Origin of the sequence: Rhizobium sp. BK312, from assembly GCF_014193605.1 — a bacterium.
Classification (GTDB): Bacteria; Pseudomonadota; Alphaproteobacteria; order Rhizobiales; family Rhizobiaceae; genus Rhizobium.
The window spans coordinates 207,021-223,415 of record NZ_JACHZP010000010.1 but is presented as its reverse complement, the minus strand read 5'-3'; the positions used below and the strand labels follow the sequence as shown (position 1 = coordinate 223,415).

Sequence of the window (16,395 nt, the reverse complement as noted above, 5' to 3'; positions counted from 1 at the left end):
AAGAAAGTGCAACATAAATTATTCAGCGGTGGGAGAGATTCCTTTCATCGCCGTCTGCGCAGATTTTTCTCATCTGGCGAAATCCATCGCGAATGTCGTTCTCGATGGCGGCGCGGGCAGCGGCGACATCCTTGTCAACGAGCGCCTCTATCGCGGCACGATGATTGTGAGCACCGTAGCGCGTCTCGGAAAATTCCGGGTAGAGACCATTAAATGACGCCCCAACCCGTAACCACAGAGTCTCGATCACCTGCAAGAGATGGGGCATGCTGCTTAGACGGTAAATCGCGAAGTGGAACTCCTTGTTATGCCAGAGGGCGTCAAAATACCGCTTCTCATCCAATGCGGCGTCAATTTTCGCCTGAAGTAGCTCGAGCTCTTCGATCGTCGCCTCGCCTGCGGCCTTGACGGACAGCGCTGCCGCAAGACCCTCCAGGGCGAGGCGCATCTGCGTAATCTCCTCGAGATCCGACAATCTTAAATGAGGAACGATGACGGTTTTCGGCCCTGAGTAAATGAGCGCCCCATCGATCACCAGGCGGTTGATGGCATCACGAGCGGGCGTCGTGCTGACATCGAGCATTTCCGAAACCGCGCGAATTGTGAGCTTGTCTCCAGGCGAGAAAGCCCCTCGGATCAGTCGCTCCTTCATGTTGCGATACGCCATTTCGCCCAATCGATTGGGCTGATGCTGGTGGTGGCCTTCGTCTTCCGGCGCCATTTCCATTAAAAATTTCTCCAATTTCCTTTGACAAGTGTTCATTTTGTTGCAACAAAATTGAAAAGCGAAGTGCTTGCAAACATTATGTGACATTAAAGTTATAGCACTTTCGCAAATTTCCGTCTTCCCAAAGTTCGACTTGGGAATCGCATCAGAAGCCAAGCGATCGGTGAACGACTTGCTGCGCCGTCGCAAACGACCACGTTTCATAACGACAACAATAAGGAGAGGAACTTTGATTGGTGAAGCGCTTACGCTCCAAGGGCTTGAAAAGCGATATGATACATCGCTTGCTGTGGATGGGATTTCACTGACCATCCGGGCGGGTGAATTCCTGTCGATTCTCGGGCCTTCGGGCTCCGGCAAGACGACACTACTGACGATGATCGCCGGCTTCGAGAGCCCGTGCAACGGCCATATCATGATCGGCCGTCGCGACGTCACCTATATGGCGCCAAACAAGCGCAACATCGGGATGGTGTTCCAACGCTATGCCCTTTTTCCGCATCTGACGGTGGCGGCCAACATCGCTTTTCCGTTGCGCATGCGCCGAATGGACAAACATCTCATCAGCCGCAAGGTGGAGGCGGTACTCGCGCAAGTACATCTCGATGGCTATGGCGATCGATATCCCCATCAACTCTCAGGAGGCCAGCAGCAGCGCGTCGCAGTCGCTCGGGCAATCGTCTTCGAGCCGCCCGTTCTCCTGATGGACGAACCACTTGGGGCCCTCGACAAGAAACTGCGCGAGGCGCTGCAATTGGAAATCAAGAGCTTGCAGCAACGACTCGGCGCGACTGTCGTCTATGTAACGCATGACCAGGAGGAGGCACTCACCATGTCTGATCGTGTTGCAGTGGTGGCAGAAGGCCGGCTGGCCCAGGTGGGATCGCCGCTCGAGCTTTACCGTTCGCCTGTCTCAGCCTTTGTCGGAGACTTTATTGGTCGCATGAACTTTCTCGACGGCGAATATCTCGGTCAAGATAACGGGAAGTACATTGTAAGGCCAAAAGGCGGCAACGCCGTCGCTACGGCCGCTGGCGAAGACGGGGCGAGCCTCTTTGCCTCTCGCCAAGCCGTCAGCATCGCTGTTCGCCCCGAACGGTTGTCGCTAGCGCCTCATGGTCGCGACCGCGGCGCCATTCTGACGGGCACCATAGATGCGACCGTATTCGCCGGTTCGTTTTTCCTCTTCTTCGTGCGAACCCAGAACGGCGATGACCGCCTCCTCCAGATCCAGATGCCCGTCGGGCAAGAGGCCGCAAGCCTTCGTCAGGGCGACCTGGTTGACGTCATCCCAGAAGCGAATGCCTTGCGGCTGTTTGCAAAAGCAGAGGTCTAATCCATGGCGTCATCCTTCGCGAGACAATCGGCAGGCACTTACCTTCGCTGGATCCTCACAGGATCGAGCCGCCACTATTCGCCACTATTGGCCATGCTGCTGATCCTGCCCCTGCTCGTCCTCTTGGCGGGAGGCTTTATATATCCGGTGGCCAGACTTATCGGCATCAGCCTTTCCGGAGAACCTCCGCTTGCCCCCTACCAGCGTGTCTTCGACGGTCCACTTTATGTTCAGGTCCTGCTCAGAACCTTCCGCATCGCGGCAATCGTAACCGTTGCCTGTTTTGCGATCGGATATCCGACCGCCTATGCGATCGCGCGCATGCGGGGCAAATTGGTAAAGCTCGGAACGGCATGCTTATTCATTCCGCTATGGACCTCGGTGCTTGTGCGCTCCTATGCCTGGATCGTGCTGCTAGGCCGCAACGGCATCATCAACGACGGGTTGATCCAGCTCGGTGTTATTTCGACACCCTTGAAAATGCTGTATACGGAAGGCGCCGTCATTCTCGCGATGACGCATGTGCTGATGCCCTTCATGATCCTGCCGATCCATTCGGCCTTGCGTTCGGTGCCGAGCGCGTATGAGCAGGCGGCACGAAATCTCGGCGCCAGCCGGATCGTCGCCTTTTGGCGTGTGACCTTTCCACTCAGCCTATCCGGCGTCTTCGCCGGCTGTGTGATCTGCTTCATTCTCGCCATCGGATTTTACATCACCCCCGCCCTAGTCGGTGGACCCGGCGCGCTAATGATGGCGACCCTGATCGGTCAGCAGACAATTGTCCTTCTGGATTGGCCATTTGCGGCCGCCCTGTCAGTCATCCTGCTCACCGCGACATTGCTGCTGGTGCTGCTCTTTCGCCGCGCGCTCTCTTTCAGCAAAGGTTTGAACAGTGTCCATTGAATCTCAACCCGTGACGCAGCGATTAGCAACACCGTCATCCGACGCCAGCCGGTATCGCCCGGCCTGGTCACGGGCAGCACGACATGCATCCGGTCTAATGATTGCGGCGGTGCTGTTCTTTCTCGTCCTTCCGACGCTGCTGGTAATACCACTGGCACTCAGCGACGTCTCCTACATCACGTTCCCGCCGCAAGGACTGACCCTACGGTGGTTCGAGGCATATCTGTCCGATCCTGACTGGCTGCGCTCGACCATTTTCAGCCTACAGATCGCCGCAATAACCACTGTGGTAGCGACGACCATCGGGACGATGGCGTCAGTTGCTCTCGTACGTGGTAAACTACCGGGCAAGGCGTTGCTGCAGGCCCTCTGCCTAGGGCCGATGATCGTACCGGCAATCGTCTTCGGCGTGGCGCTCTATCTGGTCTTCTCACCTTTACAACTGACAGGAAATCTGACCGGGTTCGTCCTTGCCCATTCGGTGCTGGCGGTACCCTTTGTCGTCATCATCGTCTCCGCAGCGTTGGAGAGAATGGACCCGTTACTGGAACTGGCGGCCTTGAGCTGCGGAGCGGGGCGGCTCAGAGCCTTCTTTGCCGTGACACTCCCCAATCTTGCGCCGGCCGTGGCGACGGCTGCGGTCTTTGCTTTCCTGACCTCCTTCGACGAAGCAACCGTGGCATTCTTCATCTCTGATACCGGCGGGAAAACGATCAGCCGGAAAATGTTTGAGGACATCGATTTCAACCTGACACCTGTCATTGCCGCCGTCTCGGTCATCACTGTTGCCGTTTCGCTGATTTTGATGGGTTCCATACATCTCCTGAACAGCCGCCGGGAGCAGCAATAGCGGCAAAAACACCCGCTGCAGGCGGGACCATAAGAGGGAAACATTGATGACAATAAGAGCAGCCATCCGGCTGAGCGGCATTGCTATGTTTTGCGCAGCCATTCTTCTCGGAGAAACGCCCAATCCAGCACTCGCCAGCGAGCAGGTCGTGATCGCCACGACCGGCGGCGCCTATGATGCGGCGCTACGCAAATGGTGGTTCGAGCCGTTCACCGCCAAAACCGGTATTCAGGTCGTTTCCGTAGCGGCAACGAACGCGGAGATGCGCGCTAAAGCAAATGCGATGGTGAAAACCGGCAATGTCAGCTGGGACCTCTACCCCGATGGAGAAATCCAGGTGAGCTCAAAGGATCATCTCGCGATTTCCGAACCGCTTGACAGCTTTTGCGCGCAGTTTAAGGACCGTCAGGATCTCGTTCCCGACGCCTGCATCCCCGCCGGCGTGCGGCTGTTTTCGACAGCCACATTGATGGCCTACGATCCGCAAGCCTTCAAAGGCGACCAGCCCGTAGCCTGGGCGGATATGTGGGACACTTCAAAGTTTCCGGGCGGACGCTCGTTTCCGAATTTCGACGATCCGTGGCGTGTCATGGCGGCTGCCCTTTTGGCAGATGGGGTCAAACGCGAGAACCTGTTTCCGCTCGACGTCGATCGCGCCCTCAAGAAGCTTGACGCATTGCGACCGTCCATCTCGCTTTGGTGGAAAACCGGAGATCAGAGCGTTCAGGGGTTCCGTGAGAACGACTACAGCATTGGGCAGATCTGGTTAACGAGGGCAAGTGCCCTCAAGGCGGAAGGACGCTCGATCGCCTGGTCGAACAAGGCGGCATTTCTGGTGGGCGATCGTCTCACGGTTATCAAAGGGGCGCCCAATCGGGACAATGCACTGAAGCTCATCTCCTTCTGGTTGGACTCCCCAGAGATTCAGGCCAAGGTCTGCGAGGCATTGCTGTGCACGCCGCCTAGCAGCGCGGCGATTATGATGATGCCGCAGGCCGTTCGCGACCAGATGCCGAGCGCCGAAGACGTTCGCGACAGTATCATCATTCCAGATGCCAAATGGGTCAACGAGCATGCCGCAGAGTTGCTGGAGCGGTGGAACAATTGGGTTCGCTGAGGCAGGATGGCAACGTGAAAGCCATTTTGCATGATCATGCGGTGGCACGACGTTTAGAAGATAAGTGTTCAACGATCGTTCATTGAAAGAACGCTTGACGCCGACGCACCCCGATACACCTCCGCAGGAGGTCCGCTTGCGAGCAGAAATGCTCGAAGCTAGGCGGACCTCACTTGCCCAATGAAGCCTCGCAAAGATGCAGGAATTGCGCTTTGGCGTGCACCGCTATCGTCTCGTTTGGGATTTGCGTCTATCCAAGGGGCGCGGCTTACCATCGGGACGGCATCAGAACATGGCGAATAAAGATATTGAAGATCGGAATTTCGCCAATGGCTCCCTCGATCGCAGTGACGGCGCCCGCAATGCCGTTGAAGTCCTCAACTAAATGCATCGGACCGCAAAGCGTGGGGACAAAACCATCGATGGATGCCGAAAGACTCTGGCCAACGGACATTTCGCAAAGACATCGGCGCGGAGTCTCTGAGGGGAAAACGTCCGCAAGCTATCTGGTTTTTATCGGCGGCATTTAATGAGATGAACCATCACCTTAATGCTCAGAAGTCAAACTTGACTTCTCGTTTGCAATCTAAGAACATAAAGGGAACGCAGGGATTTTACCGTGATCTGCGCAGAGCAGATTATTGAGCAGGCACCCTCGAAATCCGAATTCGGTCGAAGGGCTGAAGGATCTCTTCTACTACCCTATCCGTCCGGCATAGAATCAACATCGGACTAGCGTTGTAGTCGGATCGTACCTACAACTAGAATCATCAGAAAGGGTCCCGCTCACCATGAAATTCAGCCTCGATCATCTGCCTGAACGCAAACGCTTGGAATTGTCGCGAATTGTCGAGATTGTGCATGAGGAATTCGAGGATGCGCTGAAGGAAGGCACGGCCGATTTCAAGAAGAAGGGGCGTATCCTCAAGATCATTCTTTTCGGCTCCTATGCTCGTGGCGATTGGGTCGATGAGGAGCATACCGGCAAAGGTTATAAGTCCGACTACGATCTGCTGGTGATCGTCAACAATCGCAAGCTGACCGACTTCGGTTCATACTGGCGCAAGGCGGCGGACCGCTTTCCCCGCATCGTCAAGCCGCCGGTGAGCCTCAACGTGCACTCGCTCCGCGAGGTCAACACAGCACTGAAACTCGGCAATTACTTCTTCAGCGAAATCCGTCGCGACGGCATCGTTCTCTATGAACTCGACGATGAGGAACTTGCCGAACCGAAGCCGCTAGCTCCAGCCCAAGAATACCAAATAGCCAAAAAACATTTTGATAATCGATATCCATCGGCGATAGGTTTTCACGATACCTCCAACTATGCCCGACGTAGGGGTCGAAATAATGAGGCCGCCTTCCTTCTTCACCAGGCTATCGAACACACTTATTCAACGGTGCTGCTGACATTGACAAACTATAGCCCGGCCTCGCACAACCTCAATCACCTGAAGATGCTTGCTGAAGGCCGCGACCAGCGGCTTGCAGAGATCTGGCCACAAGATCGGCAACGCTATACTGCCTGGTTCAACATCATCAACCAGGCCTATGTGAAAGCCCGCTATTCCGAGCATTTCAAGATCACCGAAGAAGCGCTGGTCTGGCTTGGCGAACGTACGGACGCACTGCAGCAACTGGCAAAAGCGATTTGCGAAGAGCATATCGAAAAGCTGCGGCAAAAGCTCTAAGCGCTGTTGGCAAGCGCTGGTCAACCTTCCTACCGCCGGCCGGCCATGCCGCCGTCTTTCTCAGGCAGTTGGCACTTATCGGGTCCCCATCCTACGCGGCTCCGCCATTTTCGGAAACTCCCCTCTATCTGCACTCTCATCGCTTAGCGGCTGATACCCACGCGGTGGGGCATTACCGAAAATTATGAAGATATATCGGTTTTTCCCCACCAGTTATGACCGCAGGAAACCTAGACTAATGCGGTTTTCCATCCGAGTTGATAGAGTCCGCGCCACTTGAAAAACCCGTCGCCGGCATTTCTCCGCCACGCAGCAGGCAAAAAACCTCGAACCAGAAATGGGCGTCGGTAGTGCGTCCGTCGACCTTCGCGCCTAAGGCGCACCAAGCGACAGCAAGCGTGGCTTCGGGACCATAGGCCGCCTTTGCGGCTAAGGCCGCGACTGCCGGATCCCCGCCAGACCAAATAGAGATGTCATCATCCGAGGACGGTGGCTGGCGATATTTTGATATATCCGCAAAAGTCATAGGAAGCTCTCCCGTGAACGTCCGGCACGGGACGAAGTTGGCCGGACTTTGTTCTCACAAGTGAGTCACGACCGCGAATGCCGCATATGTCGTGTGATCCCTGGCCGCTTCCCATTTTATCTCAACATACATCAACCTCGAATCCCGGGCGAGCTGACTGAACTCACTCGCAAAGCGTCTCCTTTTTGATGCAACAAAATTATGATTGAACAGATATCATTTTCCCTCTTTACGTGCAATATAAATTTATGACAATAAAATAACAGCGATTTCTTGTTCGATGAAGATAGATCGCGATTAATGCGAGTATTTTTGTTGCATCAAAATACTCGGAGGTTATGCGGAATCTCTGAGCCTCTCATCTGCCGCGTGCTGCCGCCCACTGAGCGAAAGGTTATCATCAATGAAGCCACTCATCCTCATTTGCTCCACGGATTACGAATTCTACCTTCTGCTCGCCCAGATTCTCACCATGCGAGGTCTCGAATCTTCGTTGGTGGAAGGAGCAGAGGAAACCCTAGCGAGCGTGAAATCAGACGATTTGGCGGCCGTGATAATAGACTATCATAGCGACGCCTTCCGGATCGGCGATCTTGTAAGCCAGATCAGGGAAACACTGGCCGATAGAGTGCCACCAATCGCGGTCTTCGTGGCAGCAGGCAATCAGCAACTTTATCTCGAAGTGCTCAAGACCGGCGTGAGCGAAATTTTTTTGCGCCCGTTTAACCCAGAGCGTTTCCTATCTTATCTGTCAGACTTATCGCCAGACGGAAACGCAAGATCTTGCACGGAAAGAGCCTCCGGCACTTCGCTCGTTTATGCGGAAATCACGATGCAACTCGACAGCAGGCGCGTCGAGTGCAACGGCATGGACGTCCAACTCAGTCCTATCGAATTTCGTCTCCTTCAGCACTTTCTGCAAAGACCAGGCTACGTCTTCAGCCGAGACGCTCTCATCGAGGCTGCATGGCCGCAAGGTACCTTTGTGGAGCCCCGCACCGTCGACGTTCATGTCGGGCGCCTTAGGCGGCGCATGAGAGGTGTGCTAGGTCGCGATATTATCCGCACGGTGCGGGCTACCGGTTATGCGCTCGATGAGCGCCAGAATGCAGTGCGGGCTTTGTAAGCACTGAGATCACGGAGAAACTCCGTTGAGCATCAATGTGACATTTCGCCTGCAGTGTTTATCAAGCCTTTCGCTTTCGAAATATCGGCGTCGCAAAACCTTCAAGCAATATTACCGAAACGATCGTTGTTCGCGGACCTATTCCACGGCAATAAAATAGCATCGCGTCACCAATGAGATGCGATGCGCCGCAGTAGATGTCCATTTTCTGCTGTGTCGCTGTTCCGCTACCAACAATTTGGATATTCCCATGAGCGATGATCGTCATTCGCGCACCGCTACAGCTGTGTCGCGATCCTACCGCAATACACTAAGCCTGATCGCTTCCGCCGATCGAAATCTTGCTGTTGCCGAGCAGGAGGGGGTCATGGCGCTTTGCGCGGACCCGGACGAGGATCGCTCCGTGCTGTTGCCCACGATGCGTCACAAGAAAAAAGTGATTGACTTCGTTCGCTGCTCTTATCTCGGCCTGGACAATCATCCGCTCATCCTTGAAGGCGCAATAGAGGCGGTGCAGCGATGCAAGGCACTCCATTGGTCCTGCGCAAGAACGAGGCTTAACTTCAGCCTACTAGGCGAACTGGAAGAAGCGCTCTCCGACTTATTTGCGGCACGGGTCATAACCTACACGACGGTCCTCGCCGCCAATATGGGAGCCCTACCGCTCCTCGCCTCTGGATACCTCACTGAAAACAAAAGACCGACGATCGTTTTCGACCGATTGGCGCATGCCACGCTTGCGTTTCACAAGCCGGTCGTCGCCAATGAAACACCGGTTGAAACGATTGCTCATAACGATCTGAACGCACTCGAGGATATTTGCCGGCGTAACGATCGCGTAGCCTATGTATGCGATGGCGTCTATTCCATGGGCGGGAGCGCGCCGATTGCGGACCTCCTCGCACTCCAGGATCGGTACGGACTGTTTCTCTATATCGACGATGCCCATGGCATTTCCTTGTTCGGCAAGTCTGGGGAGGGCTTTGTACGATCCCAGGTCGGCGCAGCCCTTGGCGAGCGCACAATCATTGCTGCGTCGCTCGGCAAAGGCTTTGGAGCGTCGGGCGGCTTGCTGATGCTCGGCACTGCCCGACAGGAAGAATTGTTCCGGCGCTTCTCAATCGCCTATGCCTTTTCCGCGTCGCTTAATTTAGCAGCAATCGGCGCAGCCATGGCGTCGCAGGCGCTGCACCGCACCAATGAACTCAAGTTACGCCAGGATGCGCTTGCGGATCGGTTAGCTGTTTTCGACAGAATGGTTGCCAGCAAGCAAGCCGGGTCAAAGCTACCAATCCGCACCATAGAGATCGGCGACGAAAGACAGTCGATTCGTGCTGCGGCCTGCATTCTCAACAAAGGCTTCTACACCTCGGTGATCTTCTTTCCCACGGTTGCAAAGGGCAAGGCCGGCTTGCGGGTTTGCCCTACCGCCAGGCACGGCATTCCGGAGATTGAAGGGGTGGGACGTGCGATCAACGAGGCGCTCGCCGAAGGAGGAGCAGATCCATGATCGACCCAATCAGCATCATTCTAAATGAGGTCTGGGAAATTAGCCCCAACGTCAAAGCAAAGGCAGATGGGATCGAAATACTGAAATATATCGCCGAAACCTACGTTACGCTATCCAATTCCGGTATATGGCTTGAGCAGGTTTGCCGACACGCTGCCGAGCTATGCCCGCCGATGATCTCCAACGGGAAGGAAAAAAGATTCGAATGCGGGCGAGGGCATGCAATTATCGGCGCTGCGGATATGATTGCTGAGAGAGCGTGCACGCAAGTGCGGTATGGCAGCCGATCTGCACTCACCGACGGAGCCGACAGGTTTCTAAACTTTGGCGACGGTTGCGCCATCATACGGCCAACCAACGACGGTTTATTTGTTCGCGTTCTCGCCCGAGACCTAGTCGTTTTCTACGGAATTCGAACGCTTCTGGAAGGTAGCCTCTCGAAACTCGCGGCCATCTCCAATGACGCAATCGAGTGGTTTCCTGCAGGGCGTCAACCGCCTTACCTGCCTTCAAATAGTAGGGAGCACTAGGGCCGGAGATATCGGTTGCAGGTTGGTAATCGGATGGGTACCATAGCCGTGCTTGAGGCCGCCTGCGACCTCGCCGCCCTCGCATGGGCCTGAACCAGCAGTATCAACTCCGTCAACGCCGCCCGCCGCGGCGATGTTGCGCGCCTCGCCATCGACCAGAAGATCTGAACCACGCAGACGCCTGGGGCCAGTCCGGCGCAGTGAGCAGATTGTTGGCGGGTCAGCAGGACAACGCTCCAAGTGCCTTATCACGAATCGGAAACATCACAGCCCGAGGAGGTTTCTTAATGGCGCTGAGAGACAGAATACGTCCGAGCTTGCTGCTGACACAGGTGCCGATCGCAGTGACAACACTGACACTCTGCATCACCGGATGGCATTGGCAGGATTTGGCGGTCGGCGTGCCAGCACGGATCACCTATTGGTTCTTGCGAGCGGCTCCTCTTCCCAATCTGCTTTTCGGACCTATCGCCTCACTTCTGACGGTTTTGGCATTGCCGCTGCATCGCCGTCGGCCGATCGCTTTTGCGAGCCTTCTTTGCTTTTTGTGCGTGGCAAGCTTTTACGCCCTGCGGGAGTATGTCCGTCTGGTTCCGTGGGTAGAGAATGGCGTCGTCATGTGGAATGAGGCGCTCACTTATCTCGACGCCTTCGCGGTTGCCGGAATCATTCTTGGCTTTTGTATTGTCGCTATCTCCACGCGGAGCTCAATCGTTGTCTTCAATCCGATCAAGCGCGCCAAGCGCGGTATTTTCGGCGATGCCGATTGGCTGCCCATGCCGGAAGTGGCTAAGCTCTTCCCCTCGGACGGAGAGATCGTTATCGGCGAGCGCTACCGCGTCGACCGTGATCGCGTGCATGCGTTGCCTTTTGATCCGAATGATCACGCGACTTGGGGGCAAGGTGGCAAGGCGCCACTCATGACTTTCAATCAGAATTTTGATTCGACCCATATGTTATTCTTCGCGGGATCCGGCGGCTTCAAGACGACCAGCAATGTCATCCCCACGGCGCTGCGCTACAGGGGACCGCTGATCTGTCTCGATCCATCGACTGAGGTCGCACCGATGGTTCTCGAGCATCGCACCCATGCGCTCGGCCGCGAAGTCATGGTACTCGACCCCACCAATCCAGTCATGGGGTTCAACGTTCTTGATGGGATCGAGAGATCGATGCGTAAGGAAGAGGACATCGTTGGGATCGCCCATATGCTTTTGTCGGAAAGCCTACGCTTCGACACCTCGACTGCCTCCTATTTTCAGAACCAGGCGCACAATCTGTTAACTGGGCTACTAGCGCATGTGATACTATCGCCCGATTATGCTGGCCGCCGTAACTTGCGAAGCCTGCGTCTTATCGTTTCCGAGCCCGAACCATCGGTGCTTGCCATATTGCGCGACATCCAGGAAAACTCCGCGTCCGCCTTTATTCGCGAAACGCTCGGTGTCTTCACCAATATGACAGAGCAGACCTTCTCCGGGGTATATTCGACCGCATCCAAGGATACGCAATGGCTGTCGCTCGACAATTATGCCGCGCTCGTCTGCGGTAATGCATTCAAATCGAGCGACATCGCCTCCGGACGGAAGGACGTCTTCCTCAATATTCCTGCATCGATCCTGCGCTCCTATCCAGGCATTGGACGGGTGATCAGCGGCTCGCTGATCAATGCCATGGTCCGGGCCGACGGCGACTTCCGCCACCGGGCGCTCTTCATGCTCGATGAGGTCGATCTGCTGGGCTACATGCGTATTCTTGAAGAAGCGCGAGACCGCGGGCGCAAGTATGGCATCACACTGATGCTGATGTACCAATCCGTCGGTCAGCTCGAGCGTCATTTCGGAAGGGACGGAGCAACCTCCTGGATTGAAGGTTGCGCCTTCACGTCCTACGCCGCAATCAAGGCGCTCGAGACGGCGCGCAATGTCTCCGCCCAATGCGGAGAGATGACCGTTGAAGTCCAGGGACGTTCACGCAATGTCGGCTGGAGCAATTCCAACAGCAGCGCCCGCAAATCCGAAAGCATCAGTTTCCAGCGCCGGCCGCTTATCATGCCGCACGAAATTACACAGTCGATGCGCAAGGACGAACAGATCATCATTGTCCAAGGGCACAGCCCCATTCGCTGCGGACGAGCGATCTATTTCCGTCGCAAGGAGATGGACGAGGCGGCAAAGATCAATCGTTTTGCGAAGTTCTAGGCTTTGGCGACGAAACTGAAGCCCATGGCGCATTCTGCAAAGCGAAAAAAGTCGACAGCCGGCATTTGAGATTGACTAGCCAATCTGGCAGCGACTGATAGTCGCAAAATGCTAAGGTTGGCGACAACGATCAACGCCTTTGGGCCACCTGGCATGAGCTCGCTATCGGTGATAGGCACGTCGCCAAATGTAGTGTTGTGAATCCGGGAGAGCGGCTATCGCGACGATATCACAATCACCGTTTGGAGCGTTGGACCGCCGTTTCAGGACATGGCGTTGCCGAGATTGACGGAACGGAACACGCCCTCAGCTCGGGCACACAGTCGATACTCCGCTCAAGGCGACGCACCGTGTTTCGGGCACTGGAAATAAGCCATTGGTTTTCTTCGAAGGATAATACGCGAGCCGCTCGAAGAGAGCGATATTATTAAGCTGAGCGACGACTACAATCGCACCTGGCATTAGATCCGAGGGTTCGAAACCACTGACGGGCGCCGACCGCTTACTTCGTTACCCTGAGTTTTGCCCTTTCGACGCGATCGCTCGATATCGGGCATCTGTCGGCAAAGCCTTTGAGGATCGAAAGCCGCCGCACGTTGTTGTCTAATAAAAGAATACCTATCTGGATTATGGGATTGCCCGCCCTTCCGAGGACATTGAGTATGATGATGCGTCATTCAAGGAACAGGAGGCGATCCGTGACGATTTCAATTTGAGCATCGACATAGAAAAGAATGGCTGTAGCGTTGTCGGAGCAACTTGATATCCAGCCGCTGCAAAGGGTTCGACCCGGCCTCGTTGCTGAAAGAACGACGCTGATCAAGGGTGAGAGGCGTCGGAACGGACGTTGGCGTCATGTTCCTATCTCGTCTCGACCTGCACATTTACCAACACGACCAACCGTAAGCCCCGTGGAGTGACTTTTGCAGGTTGCTTCGGATTGAGGGGCTGGTCCGGATGATCGGTCAGCAATATTGTCCCTGGCATTACAGGCGTCATCCATACATACTTGGGGCAGCACCCGTACAGCCAGCTATTTCGAGGGGAACAGCATCTCGCCTTCACGCCGATGTCAGTACCATGGCGCGGCTTGCGGCGCTTAGCTTATATAAGCGTACCCCAATTTTCTTGCCACGTCGTCTTATCATCGAGAATAACCGCCACATAGCTAAAAGGCGTCTCCGGAAGTACATAAACAGCTGTTGATAACGCGTCCGCGACTGGAAGGCGACGCGAGGCGTTAGCGCGATAGATTTTCCCGCTACCATGTTGGAACGTTGGAAAGTCAACTGAAGCCACTAATTCGCCACCGACCATAGAAATGCGCACTGTGATGGCGTCATCAGCAAACGTTTCAACACGACGGAACATTTGGTTGAGCGTCACTGGTGTCCTCGTTGTTTTTGATCGATCTGATCGCCAACATGTGCATTTCAATGCAACTGAATGTTGCGTATAGTTAGCGCATGCCGGTACTGATATCGCCTAGAAACGAGAGGTTCGCTCCCAACTGGTGACAAGGCAAGCTCAAATCATGTGAATCCATTCCAAAGGAAAACGAAAAGCCGGTGGGAGGCTGTATGTCTGTTAGATGCAAGGGGCCTTTCCTGCGGGCCGTCGTCATAAAGCTCGTTAATAAACCTAAGCAGGCAAAGCTCAAAAACGATGCCAAAGATTTTAATTGTCACTGTCCAAATCAGCAGGGAAAAACTGGAGATCGATACCAGGAATACCCTGTAGATCACGAGCTCGTCGAGATGGGCAGGAAATTCCTCGGGTCCAGCTCGCGCGCAAAAAATAGCAGGCTGCACGCAGAGGCGCGCACCGCCTCCTCGCCTCGCCGTTTGCTTTCGTCATAGACGGACTGCGGATTGACCACATCCTCTTCCTGATAGGGATCGGCCTTCGTGCCGTCGAAGACATAGTCTGTGGAGTAATGGATGAGCAAGGCGCCATTGTCCGCCGCCCAGCGTGCCAGTATTTCCGGAGCGGTAGCATTGACCGCCATGGTCAGCTCTTTATCGCTCTCGGGCCGATCCACCGCCGTATAGGCGGCCAGATTGACGATGATACCAGCTTGTATTCGTTCAGAGCGGAAAGAATGCTTGCTTCGCTGGCCAGGTCCAGGGTAAGCGCGATTTTCCCCGCACCTTCTGCAATTGAGTGAGCTTTGGCATGAGGTGTCCACCAAAATAGGTGGACACCAAGTGATGAAAGACGGTCAAAAACTTGCCGTGCGGCTGGTCGGTCGGAATGGGAGACGCCGTTTCGATCAAAGTTCGAAAGACCGCCTTATTGCGGCCTGCCTTGAACCTGGCGCATCGGTATCGAAACTCGCGCGCGAACACGGGGTCAATGCGAACCTCGTTTGGAAATGGATAAGGAAGCACACCAGCCGCTTGCGTCGCCGCCGTCTTCGGCATCGTCTTTTATTCCGGTGCAAATCACCGCAGCCAGCGACGAGTTTGAGTTTGGTGAAGAGCTGCCTCGGAAAGCAGAGAGGAACCGGCCGCTGCCCTCTCCAGCGAAGGTGATCGCGTCACTGCCGAACGGCGTGAAGCTGACGTTGGAATGCGGTGACGCAGATGCATTGACGGCAATCATCGGAGCGCTGGGTCATGTTCAGACTTGGCGCTGATCTCAAGGTTTACCTGCATCGCGAGGCGATCGACTTTCGGGCCGGCATCAACAGCCTTGCTGTCCTGGTCCAGGAGACGATGGCGCTGGATCCCTTTGCTCCTGCGGTTTTTGCCTTTTGCAATCGCCGTCGTGACCGGGTGAAGCTTTTGTTCTTCGACCGGTCCGGCTTTGTGCTGATCCTGAAGTGGTCGACCGAGGACAAGTTCAGATGGCCCCGCCGCGAGGTGCCAGTCGTTGTGCTGACGACAGAACAGCTCCACTGGATTCTCGACGGCATCGATATCGATGCGATGATCCGCCATCCGGTGCGGCATTATCAGGTCGCCGGCTGAGGATGGCGAATAGCGATTGACGCGCAGGGGCGGTTCAGATTCAAGAATCTGATGACTCGCACCGGCGAACCGAGCATTTTGCAGCTCGAAACCGACCTGGCCGTTGGCGCCAGTGACCAGAATAGCACTCACAACTGAGCCTCGTACTGCTTGCCGAGCCATTCACGATAGGCACCACTGGTGACGTTACGGACCCAGCCTGGTTTTCGAGATACTATGCGGTCGTCTTGCGAATGCCGGTCTCGAAGGTTGCCGTGGGCTTCCAGCCGAGTTCACGCGAGAGCTGGGCCGATCCTTAACGAAGGCAATCTGATCGCTGTGGCGTCCGCCATCGGCCTTCGGTCTGAGCTCATCGAGGACGGCGCAGATCGTATGCACAACATCGAGATTCCGCTTGTCATTCCACCCGCCGACATTATAGGTCTCACAGCCTGCCGGCTTCCAGGACGCGGCGAATGGCGCTGTAATGATCCCGGACGCAAAGCCAGTCGCGGATCTGCTGATCACAAAGCTAAATTGTTGACACGAATCAGCGACAAATCAAATCTTACGACAAGAAGGCGTTTCTCTTCCGAAAAGATTTTAATCATCGGAAGATTGATATGCGCCTCGAGCACCGAGACGTATCAAAATACATATTTAAATCAGGAAACTTGAAATTGGCTGGGAAACCTGGATTCGAACCAAGATTAACGGAGTCAGAGTCCGCTGTTCTACCATTGAACTATTTCCCAACAGCCGCCGGGCTGTAAAGTGCCCCTGCGGGGAAAGCAGGGCCTCTATAATCGAATTTGCCGCGGATGCAAACACTTTAACGCAGGCAAATGCGATTTTTTAAAAGTCACCCCGGCCGCGATGATAGGTTACGAAACCGCCTACGCCAACAGATTTTCCAAGCCGCGCTGC

At 55.2% G+C, this 16,395-nt stretch carries 16 protein-coding genes, 1 tRNA gene and 1 pseudogene; 13 read left to right on the top strand and 5 right to left on the bottom strand.

Annotated elements, in window-relative coordinates:
* Nucleotides 1-22 precede the first annotated feature (22 nt).
* Nucleotides 23-727 (bottom strand): GntR family transcriptional regulator, encoded by a 705-nt coding sequence (locus FHT85_RS25730; protein ID WP_112410538.1) that lies wholly within the window; start codon nt 725-727, stop codon nt 23-25.
* 229 nt (nt 728-956) lie between these two features.
* Between FHT85_RS25730 and FHT85_RS25725 the strand changes: the two genes are divergently transcribed.
* The 6 genes from FHT85_RS25725 to FHT85_RS25700 all read left to right on the top strand — a co-directional run bounded on the left by FHT85_RS25725 (nt 957) and on the right by FHT85_RS25700 (nt 6,624).
* A complete protein-coding gene (locus FHT85_RS25725) occupies nt 957-2,063 on the top strand; it encodes an ABC transporter ATP-binding protein (RefSeq protein ID WP_112410537.1) in 1,107 nt (368 codons plus the stop codon).
* A gap of 3 nt (nt 2,064-2,066) precedes the next feature.
* Complete coding sequence (locus FHT85_RS25720; RefSeq protein ID WP_162709635.1) at nt 2,067-2,966, top strand: ABC transporter permease; 900 nt, start codon at nt 2,067-2,069, stop codon at nt 2,964-2,966.
* A gap of 97 nt (nt 2,967-3,063) precedes the next feature.
* The gene (locus FHT85_RS25715) at nt 3,064-3,816 is read left to right on the top strand and encodes an ABC transporter permease (protein WP_112410535.1); all 753 of its coding nucleotides are present in this window, start codon (nt 3,064-3,066) and stop codon (nt 3,814-3,816) included.
* Between the two features lie 85 nt (nt 3,817-3,901).
* Complete coding sequence (locus tag FHT85_RS25710; RefSeq protein WP_246780098.1) at nt 3,902-4,933, top strand: extracellular solute-binding protein; 1,032 nt, start codon at nt 3,902-3,904, stop codon at nt 4,931-4,933.
* Between the two features lie 196 nt (nt 4,934-5,129).
* Nucleotides 5,130-5,318: a hypothetical protein gene (locus tag FHT85_RS25705; RefSeq protein WP_162709633.1), complete on the top strand. Its 189-nt coding sequence runs from the start codon at nt 5,130-5,132 to the stop codon at nt 5,316-5,318.
* Nucleotides 5,319-5,724: 406 nt separating this feature from the next.
* Complete coding sequence (locus FHT85_RS25700; RefSeq protein ID WP_112410532.1) at nt 5,725-6,624, top strand: nucleotidyltransferase and HEPN domain-containing protein; 900 nt, start codon at nt 5,725-5,727, stop codon at nt 6,622-6,624.
* Nucleotides 6,625-6,859: 235 nt separating this feature from the next.
* Here FHT85_RS25700 and FHT85_RS25695 read toward each other — a convergent pair whose 3' ends face one another.
* Entirely contained in the window at nt 6,860-7,150 is a 291-nt protein-coding gene (locus tag FHT85_RS25695) for a hypothetical protein (RefSeq protein ID WP_183774367.1), read from the bottom strand.
* 403 nt (nt 7,151-7,553) lie between these two features.
* Here FHT85_RS25695 and FHT85_RS25690 point away from each other — a divergent pair, with 403 nt between their 5' ends.
* The 5 genes from FHT85_RS25690 (at nt 7,554) to FHT85_RS31030 (ending at nt 12,948) form a co-directional block, all read left to right on the top strand.
* Entirely contained in the window at nt 7,554-8,276 is a 723-nt protein-coding gene (locus tag FHT85_RS25690) for a winged-helix domain-containing protein (protein WP_112410531.1), read from the top strand.
* A gap of 250 nt (nt 8,277-8,526) precedes the next feature.
* Nucleotides 8,527-9,786, top strand: a complete 1,260-nt coding sequence (locus tag FHT85_RS25685; protein WP_112410530.1) for an aminotransferase class I/II-fold pyridoxal phosphate-dependent enzyme — start codon at nt 8,527-8,529, stop codon at nt 9,784-9,786.
* The gene (locus FHT85_RS25680; RefSeq protein ID WP_112410529.1) at nt 9,783-10,316 is read left to right on the top strand and encodes a hypothetical protein; all 534 of its coding nucleotides are present in this window, start codon (nt 9,783-9,785) and stop codon (nt 10,314-10,316) included. The genes FHT85_RS25685 and FHT85_RS25680 overlap by 4 nt, the downstream gene beginning before the upstream one ends.
* Nucleotides 10,317-10,603: 287 nt before the next feature.
* Nucleotides 10,604-12,517, top strand: coding sequence for a Ti-type conjugative transfer system protein TraG (traG, locus tag FHT85_RS25675; protein WP_112410528.1), 1,914 nt, complete (start codon nt 10,604-10,606; stop codon nt 12,515-12,517).
* 164 nt (nt 12,518-12,681) lie between these two features.
* The gene (locus tag FHT85_RS31030; protein ID WP_112410527.1) at nt 12,682-12,948 is read left to right on the top strand and encodes a hypothetical protein; all 267 of its coding nucleotides are present in this window, start codon (nt 12,682-12,684) and stop codon (nt 12,946-12,948) included.
* Nucleotides 12,949-13,621: 673 nt separating this feature from the next.
* On the opposite strand, the gene FHT85_RS25665 is transcribed toward FHT85_RS31030, so the two are convergent.
* On the bottom strand, nt 13,622-13,903 hold the full coding sequence (locus FHT85_RS25665) for a hypothetical protein (RefSeq protein ID WP_162709631.1): 282 nt from the start codon (nt 13,901-13,903) through the stop codon (nt 13,622-13,624).
* A gap of 355 nt (nt 13,904-14,258) precedes the next feature.
* Nucleotides 14,259-14,558, bottom strand: coding sequence for a sugar nucleotide-binding protein (locus FHT85_RS25660; protein ID WP_312861360.1), 300 nt, complete (start codon nt 14,556-14,558; stop codon nt 14,259-14,261).
* Between the two features lie 166 nt (nt 14,559-14,724).
* Here FHT85_RS25660 and tnpA point away from each other — a divergent pair.
* Both tnpA and tnpB read left to right on the top strand, forming a co-directional pair.
* Nucleotides 14,725-15,155, top strand: a pseudogene (gene tnpA, locus FHT85_RS25655) (IS66-like element accessory protein TnpA).
* Complete coding sequence (gene tnpB / locus FHT85_RS25650; RefSeq protein ID WP_112410525.1) at nt 15,136-15,489, top strand: IS66 family insertion sequence element accessory protein TnpB; 354 nt, start codon at nt 15,136-15,138, stop codon at nt 15,487-15,489. The pseudogene tnpA and the gene tnpB overlap by 20 nt, the downstream one beginning before the upstream one ends.
* A 660-nt stretch (nt 15,490-16,149) precedes the next feature.
* Here the strand turns inward: tnpB and FHT85_RS25645 are convergent.
* Nucleotides 16,150-16,223 (bottom strand) — tRNA-Gln (locus FHT85_RS25645).
* Nucleotides 16,224-16,395: the final 172 nt, after the last annotated feature.